Annotated in this window: 11 protein-coding genes; 5 read left to right on the forward strand and 6 right to left on the reverse strand. The window is 67.2% G+C overall.

The features are described from left to right. Nucleotides 1–19: 19 nt before the first annotated feature. On the reverse strand, nt 20–775 hold the full coding sequence (locus C936_RS0105610; RefSeq protein ID WP_018138427.1) for a DUF4197 domain-containing protein: 756 nt from the start codon (nt 773–775) through the stop codon (nt 20–22). 193 nt (nt 776–968) lie between these two features. On the opposite strand from C936_RS0105610, the gene guaB reads away from it, so the two are divergent. Together guaB and guaA are read left to right on the forward strand one after the other, a co-directional pair. Then, entirely contained in the window at nt 969–2,429 is a 1,461-nt protein-coding gene (gene guaB / locus C936_RS0105615; RefSeq protein ID WP_018175460.1) for an IMP dehydrogenase, read from the forward strand. A gap of 64 nt (nt 2,430–2,493) precedes the next feature. Continuing rightward, complete coding sequence (gene guaA / locus C936_RS0105620) at nt 2,494–4,071, forward strand: glutamine-hydrolyzing GMP synthase (RefSeq protein WP_018649294.1); 1,578 nt, start codon at nt 2,494–2,496, stop codon at nt 4,069–4,071. Nucleotides 4,072–4,092: 21 nt separating this feature from the next. On the opposite strand, the gene C936_RS0105625 is transcribed toward guaA, so the two are convergent. Together C936_RS0105625 and C936_RS0105630 are read right to left on the reverse strand one after the other, a co-directional pair. Further along, nucleotides 4,093–4,683, reverse strand: coding sequence for a BLUF domain-containing protein (locus C936_RS0105625; protein ID WP_018649295.1), 591 nt, complete (start codon nt 4,681–4,683; stop codon nt 4,093–4,095). A gap of 79 nt (nt 4,684–4,762) precedes the next feature. Next, the gene (locus C936_RS0105630; RefSeq protein ID WP_018649296.1) at nt 4,763–5,614 is read right to left on the reverse strand and encodes an HDOD domain-containing protein; all 852 of its coding nucleotides are present in this window, start codon (nt 5,612–5,614) and stop codon (nt 4,763–4,765) included. 136 nt (nt 5,615–5,750) lie between these two features. Here C936_RS0105630 and C936_RS0105635 point away from each other — a divergent pair, with 136 nt between their 5' ends. Next, nucleotides 5,751–6,341 (forward strand): RNA ligase partner protein, encoded by a 591-nt coding sequence (locus C936_RS0105635; RefSeq protein WP_018138432.1) that lies wholly within the window; start codon nt 5,751–5,753, stop codon nt 6,339–6,341. A 10-nt stretch (nt 6,342–6,351) separates the two neighbouring features. On the opposite strand, the gene C936_RS0105640 is transcribed toward C936_RS0105635, so the two are convergent. The 3 genes from C936_RS0105640 to C936_RS0105650 are packed head-to-tail and all read right to left on the reverse strand — an operon-like array spanning nt 6,352 to nt 10,550. Continuing rightward, nucleotides 6,352–7,452 (reverse strand): RNA ligase, encoded by a 1,101-nt coding sequence (locus tag C936_RS0105640; protein ID WP_018138433.1) that lies wholly within the window; start codon nt 7,450–7,452, stop codon nt 6,352–6,354. Continuing rightward, complete coding sequence (locus C936_RS0105645; RefSeq protein ID WP_018649297.1) at nt 7,449–9,128, reverse strand: Na/Pi cotransporter family protein; 1,680 nt, start codon at nt 9,126–9,128, stop codon at nt 7,449–7,451. The genes C936_RS0105640 and C936_RS0105645 overlap by 4 nt, the downstream gene beginning before the upstream one ends. 21 nt (nt 9,129–9,149) lie before the next feature. Continuing rightward, a complete protein-coding gene (locus C936_RS0105650; protein WP_018138435.1) occupies nt 9,150–10,550 on the reverse strand; it encodes an MBL fold metallo-hydrolase RNA specificity domain-containing protein in 1,401 nt (466 codons plus the stop codon). A 195-nt stretch (nt 10,551–10,745) separates the two neighbouring features. On the opposite strand from C936_RS0105650, the gene C936_RS0105655 reads away from it, so the two are divergent. Both C936_RS0105655 and C936_RS0105660 read left to right on the forward strand, forming a co-directional pair. Next, the gene (locus C936_RS0105655) at nt 10,746–11,177 is read left to right on the forward strand and encodes a YbhB/YbcL family Raf kinase inhibitor-like protein (protein ID WP_018138436.1); all 432 of its coding nucleotides are present in this window, start codon (nt 10,746–10,748) and stop codon (nt 11,175–11,177) included. Between the two features lie 24 nt (nt 11,178–11,201). Next, nucleotides 11,202–12,746, forward strand: a complete 1,545-nt coding sequence (locus tag C936_RS0105660) for a BCCT family transporter (RefSeq protein WP_018138437.1) — start codon at nt 11,202–11,204, stop codon at nt 12,744–12,746. The last annotated feature ends 34 nt before the right edge of the window (nt 12,747–12,780 follow it).

The following is a 12,780-nucleotide window of genomic DNA, read 5'->3' on the forward strand; positions in this document are numbered from 1 at the left end:
GGATGTGCGTGGCGAAGGGCTATTGTCGCCGGAACACGCGGTGCAGGACATCGGTGCCGCGTCCCTGCGGGTTGGCGCGCAGGCGGGCCTCTTCCTCCGCCAGCATGAAGAACAGGCCTTCCATCGCATGCTCAAGGACGTGCTCGACCGGGTCGAAGCGCACGCGCGCGAGGAAGGGGATGTCGCGCATGCGCTCCTTCAGCTCACCGTAGGTGTCCAGGGCCTCCACCTGCTCCAGGCTCTGCTGGATGGCCGGGCGCATCGTCTCGGTGATTTCGGCGCGTGCGTGGTGTTCGAGATGCCGGGTGGCGGCGTCGTCGTCGCCGACCAGGATTTCGCGGGCGTTGTCCAGGTCGAGCGCGAAGACGGCCCGTACCAGTGGCTCGCGGGCTTCGCGTATAGCGGCCTCGGCGGCCCGGTTCATCCGCTCCTCAAGCTGGTTCAGCGGCGTGGCCATGCCGATGCGATCCAGCGACCGACGGGCGGTCGCGAGTACCTCCGGCAGCGGGACGCGCACATCCGGGTTGCCGAAGAAGCCGTTGCGCTGGGACAGGGTCTCGGTGGCCGAATGGGAGGCGATGATCAGGGCCTCGTGTACTGCCTCGATGATCTCGGCCGTCGTGAGGTCGGAGGCGTCCGGGCGGCGGGTCAGCGCGCGCAGCACGTCGGGGTTGAAGGGCCACCAGCTGGCGCTGGCCGTCGGTGCCGCGGCAACCGTCAGCAGCCCGGGTGCGAGCATCAGGGCAAGCAGTCGGCGGCGGCTCAGGCAGGGCATGAAGGGGCTCGGTGGCTTGAAACGAGGACGGTCATCGTAGCAGGGTGCCGATTTCGCGTCTGCCGGGCGACATGTACGGCGTTCGCCCGGTCTGCTTGTCGGGAGGTGGCCGGAAAATTTATACTGAACGGCTATTTATCATTCCGGGAAAGATATCGGTTCTTTCCCCCGCTGGACTGTCCTGGAGCGATGCATGCGGATACTCGGTGAAGCCCTGACCTTCGATGACGTGCTGCTGATCCCGGGGCATTCGAATGTCGTCCCCCGCGATGTTGATCTGACCACGAACATCACCCGCGAAATCCAGCTGAGCGCGCCGGTCGTCTCCGCCGCGATGGATACGGTGACCGAGGCGCGTCTGGCGATTGCCATGGCGCAGGAAGGCGGGCTCGGGATCGTGCACAAGAACATGTCGGTCGAGGCCCAGGCCGCCGAGGTTCAGCAGGTCAAGAAGCACGAAAGCGGGGTAATCAGCGAGCCGATCACCATCGGCCCGACCGCGACGATCGGCGAGGTCGTGGAGCTGACCCAGGCCAATCACATCTCCGGCGTGCCGGTGGTGAACGGAAATGACCTGGTTGGCATCGTGACCTCCCGCGACCTGCGCTTCGAGACTCGCATGGAGGCCCCGGTCACCGAGATCATGACCCCCCGCGAGCGGCTGGTCACCGTGCCCGAGGGCGCGGACCGCGGTCACGTGCTGGAGCTGCTGCACAAGCACCGCATCGAGAAGGTGCTGGTGGTCAACGACGACTTCCAGCTGCGCGGGATGATCACCGTCAAGGATATTCAGAAGTCCACCGAACACCCGCACGCCTGCAAGGACGATCGCGGTCGCCTGCGCGTGGGCGCGGCGGTCGGCGTGGGTGCCGGTACCGACGAGCGCGTGGCCGCGCTGGTCGAGGCCGGGGTGGACGTACTGGTGGTGGATACCGCGCATGGTCACTCGCAGGGCGTGCTGGATCGCGTGGCCTGGGTGAAAAAGCACTATCCGGACGTGCAGGTGATCGGCGGCAACATCGCCACCGCCGCCGCCGCGAAGGATCTGGTCGCGGCCGGGGCCGATGGCGTGAAGGTCGGGATCGGCCCGGGCTCGATCTGCACTACCCGTATCGTGGCCGGCGTGGGCGTGCCGCAGATCACCGCGATCTCGGATGTGGCCGAGGCGCTGAAGGGTACCGGTGTGCCGATGATCGCCGATGGCGGCGTGCGCTTCTCTGGCGACCTGGCCAAGGCCATCGCCGCCGGCGCCAACTGCGTGATGCTGGGTTCGATGTTCGCCGGGACCGAGGAGGCCCCGGGCGAGGTCGAGCTCTATCAGGGCCGCTCCTACAAGATCTACCGCGGTATGGGTTCGCTGGGTGCGATGCAGCAGGGCTCCTCGGACCGCTATTTCCAGGACCCGAACAGCTCGGCCGACAAGTTCGTGCCCGAGGGCATCGAGGGCCGGGTGCCGTACAAGGGCTCGATTGTCGCGATCATCTACCAGTTGATGGGCGGGCTGCGCTCGTCCATGGGCTATGTCGGCGCGCACGACATCGAGGAGATGCGCAGCAAGCCGCACTTCGTGCGCGTGACCGCCGCCGGCATGCGCGAGAGCCATGTGCACGACGTGGCGATCACCAAGGAAGCCCCGAACTACCGAATGGACTGACCGGCCCGTCACGGCCCGGTCCCGATACCCCACCGGCCGTCCGGCCGGTATAGCGGATGACCTCATGACCCAGGATCTTCACGCCCACCGCATTCTGGTGCTGGACTTCGGCTCCCAGTACACCCAGCTGATCGCCCGCCGCGTGCGCGAGGCCGGGGTCTACTCCGAGGTGCACGCCTGGGATATGCCGGCGGCGGATATCCGCGCGTTCAATCCCACCGGCATCATCCTGTCCGGCGGCCCGGAGTCGGTGAACGTCGACCAGCCGCCGCGCGCCGAGGATGCGGTGTTCGAACTGGGCGTGCCGGTTCTGGGTATCTGCTACGGCATGCAGACCATGGCCGCGCAGCTGGGCGGGCGGGTCGAGCCGTCCGAGCGCCGCGAGTTCGGTTATGCCCAGGTACGCGCGCGCGGCCACACCCCGTTGCTGCGCGACATCGAGGACCACACCACACCGGAGGGCTACGGCCTGCTGGACGTGTGGATGTCGCATGGCGACCACGTGACCGAGCTGCCGGAGGGCTTTCGCCTGATGGCCTCCACCGACTCCGCGCCCATCGCCGGCATGGCCGATCCGGAGCGCGGCTTCTACGGCGTGCAGTTCCACCCCGAAGTCACGCACACGACTCAGGGCCAGCGCATCCTGGAGCGCTTCCTGCACGAGATCTGCGGCTGCGAGTCGCTGTGGACTGCGGACAACATCATCGACGACATGGCCGCGCGGGTGCGCGAGCAGGTCGGGGACGACCACGTGGTGCTGGGCCTGTCCGGCGGGGTGGACTCCTCGGTGGTCGGGGCGCTGCTGCACAAGGCGATCGGCGACCAGCTGACCTGCGTGTTCGTGGATACCGGGCTGCTGCGCCTGGGCGAGGGCGACCAGGTTATGGCGACCTTCGCCCGCCACATGGGCGTGAACGTGATCCGCGTGGACGCCGAAGACCGCTTCATGCGCGCGCTCGCCGGGGTCGAGGACCCGGAGGCCAAGCGCAAGGTCATCGGCGGGCTGTTCATCGACGTTTTTGACGAGGAGGCCGCGAAGCTGAACAACGTGCAGTGGCTGGCCCAGGGCACGATCTACCCGGACGTGATCGAGTCGGCCGACTCCAAGACCGGCAAGGCGCATGTGATCAAGTCGCACCACAACGTGGGCGGGCTGCCGGAGAACATGAAGCTGGGGCTGGTGGAGCCACTGCGCGAGCTGTTCAAGGACGAGGTGCGCAAGATCGGTGTGGAGCTGGGCCTGCCCACCGAGATGGTCTACCGCCACCCGTTCCCGGGGCCGGGTCTGGGCGTGCGCATCTTGGGCGAGGTGAAGAAAGAATACGCCGAGCTACTGCGCCGGGCGGACGCCATCTTCATCGAGGAGCTGCGTGCCGCGGATCTATACGACAAGACCTCGCAGGCGTTTGCGGTGTTTCTGCCGGTGAAGTCCGTTGGGGTGATGGGCGACGGCCGGCGCTACGATTACGTGGTCGCGCTGCGCGCGGTGGAGACCATCGATTTCATGACCGCGCGCTGGGCGCACCTGCCGTATGACTTCCTCGACCACGTCTCGCGCCGGATCATCAACGAGATCCCCGGCATCTCGCGCGTGACCTACGACATCTCCGGCAAGCCCCCGGCCACGATCGAGTGGGAATAGCCGCTGCGGGGGGTGGCTAACTCAGCCCCCGGCCAGGAACAGATAGCCCGCCGTACCGGCGATGCCTGCGGCCACGGCGGCCGCGACCCAGCCCGCCAGGGCTAGCAGGCGACGCCGATCGCCCGGCGGGGCGGGGCTCGTTGAAGGCGTGTTCCCGCTGATCGCGGGTGTCGCCTCCAGTTCGCTGTCGCGTCCGCTGCGCAGGAGATCCAGCATCGCTTCAATCTGCTGGTCGTCGAAGCCGAAGGGATCGAACCGGCGCTGCCCGAATTGCTGCAACAGGGCGCGTACCTCGCCGGCCGCGGGGACATATTTCATCGACCACTCTCCGAAGCCTGCGCGCTCCAGCTCGCGTTCGCGCAGTACGGTGATCTCTTCGTGGCGCGGGTCGCAACGGATGCGCTCCAGAGTCGCGTAGACGGCCTTGGGCTCGCCCTCCAGGCACTGGAAGAAGTGGCCGTCGCCGTAATAGAGGGCACCCACGATGCCGGCCCGGGGGTTGTTCTGGCGCGACTGCAGCAGGATCCGCCCGACCTCGGGCTCGATGCCCTGGGCGGGATGTTCGTGGCGCGCAAAGGCCGCGCGGCTGACATACACCAGCTGGAGCGTCATCAGCGGAACATCTCTGAATGGATATGTAGGGAAGACCACGCCCGGGGTCGGACGTTCCGCAGTGGGATGAGCGTCGACCCTATTCGATGATCTGGTTGACGTGCTCCAGGCCAATCGCGTCGCTTTCCCAGTCCAGGTCCCGGGTGGACGAACGCGGGGCCAGGCGGCGCAGCGAAGCGACCCCTTCGCGATCGATGTGGGCCAGACGGTGGGGGGTGCCGACATGGCTTTCGATGTTGGCGGCCTGTACGACGTCGCTGTAGCTGATCGGGGACTCGGGCTCCGGTTCGCGCTGGAGGTTCTCGTGGTCCGCGACCGCGCGGATGATCTCCGGCTCGAAGTTCCAGTTCTTCAGCATCGCTCGGCCGATCGCGACGTGTGCGGCATCTGCCGCTGCCTGCAGGGCGCGTGGATCCTCGTAGATCGCCGGCGTCTTCTCCGCACGGCGCAGGATCGGGATCATCCCGATGTCGTGCACCAGGCCGGCGAGCAGGGCGGTGTCCGGGTCCAGATGCGGATGCCGGCGCGCCAGCAGATAGCTGATGATCGCGACCTCGAGGCTGTGGTTCCACAATGCCTCCATGCGTTGCCGGATCGCGTCGTTGCCACTTTGAAAGACCTCTTTCATCGACAGGGCGATGATGGTCTGGCGCGCCCGCTCCATGCCCAGTCGGGTCACCGCGGAGCGGATGGTCGCGCAGCGGCTCAGTCCCCGATAGGCGGGGCTGTTGGCATGGCGCACCAGCCGAGTCGCCAGCGCCGTGTCACGCGAAATCAGGTTGACCAGATCAGCGATGGAGCTGGTGTCGTCCTGCACGATAAACAGCGCCTGCACGGAAATATCCGGAAGGGTCGGGATATCGATCTGCTGACGTTCCAGATCCGAGCGCAGTCGCTCGAGGAATTTTTCCACTTCCGCGCGGGTGGCCAAGGGTCGTCCCTGTATGGCTGGGAGGTCAGGCGGGATTATGCCACAGGGTGCCCCTGGCGCCGATCCGAACATGGCCTTGGTTGACGGGTTTGCGGTCGCCGCCGATGATGGAGAAAGAACCCGACAGGAGGTCGTGATGCGCCGCTTCGTGCTGGATACCAGTGTGTTCACCAACCCGCATGTGGCGGGCCAGTTTGGCGCGGACGCGGAGGACATCCTGCGCACCTTTCTGCATCTGGCGCGCGATTGCCCGGCCGAGTTCTACATGCCGCTGTCGGTGTACGAGGAATTCCGCGGCATGCGCGACCTGGAGGCCCTGGCCGCGGATTTTGAGACCGTGGTCTGGGTGCGCTCGCCGCGTCGCTTCGCCCTGACACTACCCAGCGACATCCTCTACGAGTTCATCGACGAGGTGCGCACGCGTATCGACCGCGGGCTGCGCATCGCCGAGGAGCACACGCGCCAGGCGGGTGCGGCGGAGTCGCTCAAACCTGAGCTCATCACCCAGCTGCGCGAGCGCTTTCGCGAGGCCATGCGCAAGGGCCTGGTGGACTCGCGCGAGGACGTCGATGCCGTTCTACTGGCGATGGAGCTGGATGCGGAGCTGGCCAGTGCCGATGAGGGCATGCGCAAACTGGGCAACCGCATGGGCATCAAGCTCGTCACCGCCGATTATCTGCGCCGGGTGATGGAGAACCTCGCAGAGGCGGAGCGCCCCGGCATTTGAGCGCGCCGGCTCAATCGTACTGGCGTTCGCCGGCCAGGGCGGAGGCCAGTGTGCCGGTGATGCGGTCGAACTGGCGGTCGAATTCCAGCAGCCAGTAGCCATCTTCCTGGCGCGGTGCGTCGTCGGCGAAGGCCACGTGGCGTCCGCCGGTGGCACGCATGTGGTTCATGAAATGCAGCGCGTTGGCACGCTCGCGGAAGCGGCAGCGATAGCGATGGCCGACATGGCCCTGCCGGCGGTGCTGCCCGACCGCCCCGTAAAGCCCTGAAAGGAGCGCATCGCCGAGAATCTGTTCCAGATCGGTGTGGTGCCGGGACGGGTGCTCGGACAGAAAAATGGCGAGGCGCGTCAGGCGGTTGGTGAAATACTCTGGCGGCAGGTCGAGCAGTTGTTCCGAACATACGCGAATATCGGAGATGCACGAGCTCCCGGTGACATATTTGGCGCGGTGCTGCCCGTCCACGGTCTTCAGGACCAGCCCCTCGGCCCCTTCCTCGTCCAGCCGCCGTATCAATTGCCCGAGCGCCTGGGTGTCGTGTGGGGTGAACTGTCCGTGCAGGGGCGCCGGGGGCAGTGCGTGGTGCTCGATCAAAGAGAATTTCTCTGGCTGGGGCACGAAGCCGGGCTGGCCGAGGCGCATCAAGTCGAAGACGAACAAGCCCACATCGTGTGCGACCCGGGGGGTGGAACCTTCCAGGTACGGCGTATCCGGACCGGCGATCTCTGCGCACAGGATCAGGTCGGGCTCGGCGTCGAAGATCACCGGGTCCATGAAATCCGTCACCCGGTCTGTGCTGAACGCGCAGACGTAGCCGCCGCGGCTGAAGGCATAGATGCGCCCGTGCCAGCGCAGGATGCGCACGTTGAAGCCGTCGATCTTCTCCTCCGCCCAGAAGGGCTGGTCGAACTGACGGGGCAGCCCGGCTTCCAGCGACTGGATGCGTCCGATTGCCGGGTAGCCGGGGATTATTGAACCGTCCGGCAATACTACGGATCCGCGCGGGTAGTGATTAACCGGTTCCAGCAGCCGTGCGTACTCCAGCCCGTCAAACGTCAGGGCCTCGGCGCGGCGATTTGCGACGGCATCCTGCAGTGTTTCGTGGTCGATCATGCGTTCTCTTCTGTCGGGGTCTTCCTCAGGCCCCGGATCTGATCCTTCAGGGCCTCGGTGTGGCGGCGGGCCTTGCCGGCCTGGGTTACCAGGCGCCGCGCCATGCTGATGATCCGCAGCTGTCGTTCCATCTCGGCCATGCTCAGCGAGCCGAAGGTGCCTTCGCGCAGCAGGGCGGCCTTCAATTCGGCATAGGCGGATTCCACCGTGTCTACAGCCTCTGCGGCGGCCAGTTCATGCCCATTGTCGCCATCGTCCGCCTCCAGGTTGCACAGGTCCAGGGCGCGGATCGCCTGTTCCTGCCAGGCGCGGCGCTGTTCGGTCACGATCGGGCGCTCCTCGCCGCTGGACTGGCGGCGCAGGTCGGCGATGTCGTCGGCCAGTATGGCGACCTCGCGATGGTAGCGGGCAATGCGCACGGCTTCGGCGATTCCGTGCCCGACCTGTTCCGGCATTGGGTGGTTCGCGGTATGGGCCGCGAAGTCGGCGATGGCCTGGGTCAGCTGCTCCGCGGCCAGGCGCCTGCGGTCCAGGGTGCCGGCCGCCGGCGGCGCGGTCTGCAGGGCCTCGCGGGCCATCGAGTGGCCGATGTCGGCCAGGCGCTCGGTCTCCTGGATCAGCGACTGCAGGGCGAGATCCGGGACCCCGGAGCTGCTGCGGTCCAGGTATTGTGGCCGGGCGATGTCCTCCTCGATAGTGCGGAAGCGGCCCTGCAGCCAGCGGATCATCGGCGGGGCGACTGGCACCATCAGCGCCACCCCGAGCAGGTTGAACGCGGTATGAAACAGCGCCAGCAGCACCGCCGGCGCCGGGGCCTCGCCGGTGCTGCCCCAGATCCAGGCGATCGCGGCCAGGAACCAGGGCAGGATCAGTAGCGCAACGATCGCGGTCAGGCCGTTGAAGATCACATGGGCCGCAGCGACGCGCTTGGCGTTCGGGGTTGCGCCGATTACGACCAGCAGCGCTTTCACCGTGGTGCCGAGGTTGGCGCCGATCACGGCCGCGGCGGCCGCTTCCAGCGGTACCGCGCCACTCATCGCGGCGGTCAGGGCCATGGCCATGGAGGCCGAGGAGCTCTGCATCAGCACGGTCAGGAGTGCCCCGATGCCGACCATGATCAGGAGCCCGGCGAAACCGGGACGCGCCAGCGCGCCCAGGTCGAAGGTGGCGCTCAGTCCCTCGAAGGCCTCGCGCAGCACGTCGATCCCGAAGAACAGCAGACCGAAGCCGGCCAGCGCCAGGCCCAGATAGCGCGGCCGTGCGGCCTTCATGAACAGGTAGAGCAGGGCGCCGATGCCGATCGCCGGCAGGGCGAAGGCCTCGATGCGGATGTTGAAGCCGATCAGTGCGACCAGCCAGCCGGTCATGGTCGTGCCGACGTTGGAGCCGAAGATTACCCAGACCGACTGGCCCAGCGTCAGCAGACCGGCATTGGCGAAGCCGATGGTGGCGACCGTGACCGCGCTGGAGGACTGCACCAGCGCGGTCACGCCCATGCCCGAGGCGAGGGCACGCGGCCGGGTGCGGGTCCATTGCCCGAGGATGTGCTGCAACGCCCTGCCGCCGGCGGTCTTCAGGCCGTCGGTCAGCAGGGTCATCCCGAGCAGGAACAGCCCGAGACCGCCGAGGAAGCCGGCGATCAGGGCGTAGGTGCTGACGGCTTCGGCCTCCGGCATCGGTCCTTATTTTTCGCGCAGTTACAGCGTAATGGTCTCGCCGAAGGCGGGTGCATGCGCCTCGGCCCCCAGCTCGTCACGCAGGCCGGTGGCCAGGGCCTCGCGCGCCTCCGGCTCGCCGTGCACGAGGTGGAATACCGGCTGGTCCTGAAAGGCGCGCGCCCAGTCGATCAGCTGGCTGCGCCCGGCATGGGCGGAAAAGCCGCCCAGGGTGTGGACCTTCGCGTTCACCGCGACCTCGTCGCCCAGGAGCTTGACTCGCTCGGCGCCGTCGACCAGGCGCCGGCCCAGCGTGCCTGTCGCCTGGAAGCCGACGATCACCAGATGCGCCTCGCGCCGCCACAGGTTGTACTTCATGTGGTGCCGGATGCGCCCGCCATTGCACATTCCGGAGCCGGCGATGATGATCGCGCCGCCGGTGATCCGGTTGATCGCCATGGATTCCTCGACCGTGCGGCAGACCTGCAGCCCCGGCAGGTAGGCCGCCGGATCCCCATTCGCGGCCTGGTGCAGCCGGTCCATGTCCTCCGGGTCCAGCGTGCGGCGCAGGCGGGCGTACAGCTCGGTGACCTTGATCGCCATCGGACTGTCGAGGAAGACCTTCTGCTGCGGCAGGCGCCCGGCGTGGTGCAACATGCTCAGGTGGTAGAGGATCTCCTGGGTGCGGCCCACGGCGAAGGCTGGGATCAGCACGTTGCCGCCGCTCTTGTCGGCCTCGGCCAGGACCTGCGCGAACTCCTCGACCGTCTCCTCCATCGGGCGGTGGTCGCGGTCGCCGTAGGTGCTCTCCAGCAGCACGTGATCCGCGTGTTCCGGGCGTGCCGGGTCGTGCATCAGCACGGCGTCGGCGTTGCCGAGATCGCCCGAGAACACCAGGTGCCGATCGCGCCCGCCGGAGGGCACGATCAGGTCCACGATCGCGGAACCGAGGATATGCCCGGCATCGCGGAAGGTCAGGCCAATTCCGCCCGCGATCTTGCGCGCCTGGCCGTAGGGCACGGCCTCGCACAGCCCGAGGGTGGTGGCGACGTCGTCGATGTCATAGACCGGCTCCAGCAGCGGCTTGTCCGCGCGCCGGCGCCACTTGTTCTCCCACTCGATGTCCTTGCTCATCACGAACGCGGCGTCCTCGAGCATGATCTCGAGCAGCTCCTCGGTGCCTGGCGTGCAGTAGATCGGGCCGCGGTAGCCATCGCGCACCAGCTTGGGCAGGAGCCCCGAGTGGTCGAGGTGGCCGTGCGACAGCACCACTGCGTCGAGTGTTTCCGCCAGTTCGACGAGCGAGGCGCGGTTGGCCTCGTCCGCTTCGCTGTTGCCCTGGTGCATGCCGCATTCCAGCAGGATGCGGGCGTCGTCGGTCTCGAGGAGATAACGCGAACCGGTGACCTCGCCGGTTGCCCCCTGAAAGGTCAGTTGTGCCATGAGGGGAAGTGTACGCGGGACGTGGGTGTAATGGGCAAGCAAAGCGTTCGCACTTGATCCGGATCAACCCCGGGCGTGGCAGTTGACCGCATGGGTTGACCCACCCCGGCCGGCGGGCGAGGCTGTCAACAGGACCACGGGGTAGGTTGCAAGGCGATGCGGCTGAGCAGTCCGGCGTTTGCAGACGGAGAACGGATGCCGATCGAGGTCTCGGCGCGGGATGCCAACGAGTTGCCGCAGCTGGACATTCGTGATGTGCCGGCGGGTGCACGCAGTCTCGCGTTGATCCTGGAAGACCTGGACTCGCCGCTGGGGGAGGTCACCCACTGGCTGGTCTGGAACCTGCCACCGGATACGCATTGCGTGGATGCCCTGCACCTGCCCCGCGAGGGGCGCGTGGGGATGGATGCCTTCGGCAAGGTCGGCTATCTCGGCCCGGTGCCGCCGGAGGGCTGTCATCACTACCGCTTCCGCCTGCTGGCGCTGGATGCCGAGCTGGAGCTGGAGGCGGGGGCGACCCGCAGCCAGTTCGATGCCGTGGCCGAGGGGCACGTGCTCGACGAGGCGGACCTCACCGGGGCGCTGTGCTCGGCGGACGCGGGCGCGGATCCCGATGCGCCGGCCTGATTCCGCCCGCGGGGAGGCCGCGGCATGAGCCACTATCGCCCGGAGGCCTTCTTCGCCACGGTGAACCCGACGGTGTTCACTGCCTCCGCGATTATGGTGGTGGTGTTCGTCGCCTTCGGGGTGATCTTCCCCGACACCGCCAGCGAGGTGTTCGCCAGGATCCACGGCTTCATCACCGAGTATCTCGGTTGGGGCTACCTGTTGGTGGTGACCTTCTTCCTCGGCTTTCTGATCTGGCTGGGCTTCAGCCGCTACGGGGCCATCCGCCTGGGGCAGCCGGATGACCGGCCGGAGTTCGGTTTTGCCGCGTGGTTCGCGATGCTGTTCTCTGCCGGCATGGGGATCGGGCTGGTGTTCTGGAGCGTGGCCGAGCCGATCCTGCACTATCAGCACCCGCCGACCGGCGATGGCGAGACCGACGCGGCCGCGCGCCAGGCGATGGTCTACACCTTCTTTCACTGGGGACTGCACGCCTGGGCGGTGTACGTGGTGCTGGGGCTGTCGGTCGCCTATTTCAGCTTCCGTCACCGCCTGCCGCTGACCATTCGTTCGATCTTCTACCCGCTGCTGGGGGACCGCATCTACGGCCCGATCGGGCATGTGATCGACATCCTCGCGGTATTCGGCACCCTGTTCGGGTTGGCCACCTCGCTGGGTTTCGGGGCGATGCAGCTCAATACCGGGCTCAACGTGCTGGTCGACATGCCGGTCTCGCACTGGTGGCAGGTGGGCATTATCACCGCGATCACCGCGGTGGCGGTGCTGTCGGTGATCTCCGGGCTGGACCGCGGGCTGAAGTGGGTCAGCGTGTTCAACCTGGTACTGGCGATCAGCTTCATGCTGTTCGTGCTGATCGCCGGGCCCACATTGTTCATCCTGCGCTTCTTCCTCGACTCCACCGGCGGCTATCTGCAGCAGATCGTCCAGCTCAGCCTGCACACCGATGCCATCGGCGGCTCGCAGTGGCAGAAGGACTGGACCATGTTCTACTGGGCGTGGTGGATCGCCTGGTCGCCGTTCGTCGGCATCTTCATCGCGCGCATCTCGCGCGGGCGCACCATCCGCGAGTTCATCGTCGGCGTGCTCGCCCTGCCCAGCCTGTTCGTGTTCGCCTGGATGGCGATCTTCGGCGGCACCGCGCTGCACATGGAGCTGTTCGACGATGGCGCGGGTATCGCCGCGGCGGTCGCCGAGGACACCACCGTGGCCCTGTACGCGACCCTGGCGCAGCTGCCCTGGACCACGATCGCCTCCGGCGTGGCGACCCTGCTGATTGCGACCTACTTCATCACCTCGTCGGCCTCGGGCACCTATGTGGTCGATGCGCTGATCTCGCGCGGCTCGAAGCACTCGCCGAAGCGCCAGCGGGTGATCTGGGGCATTACCGAGGGGGCAGTGGCCGCCACCTTGCTGATCGTTGGCGGCGAGCGCGCGCTGGACAGCCTGCAGACCGGTTCCCTGACCGCCGGGCTGCCGGTCGCCATCATCCTGGTGTTCTGCTGCATCAGCCTGATGCGCGCGCTGGGCCGCGAGTACCGGGTCGAGGGCGTGGATCCGCCCTGGCGCTGACCCATCGCTCGGGCAGCGACCGGGCTGGGTGTGC

Source organism: Thioalkalivibrio sp. ALJ4 (assembly GCF_000377225.1).
GTDB lineage: Bacteria > Pseudomonadota > Gammaproteobacteria > Ectothiorhodospirales > Ectothiorhodospiraceae > Thioalkalivibrio.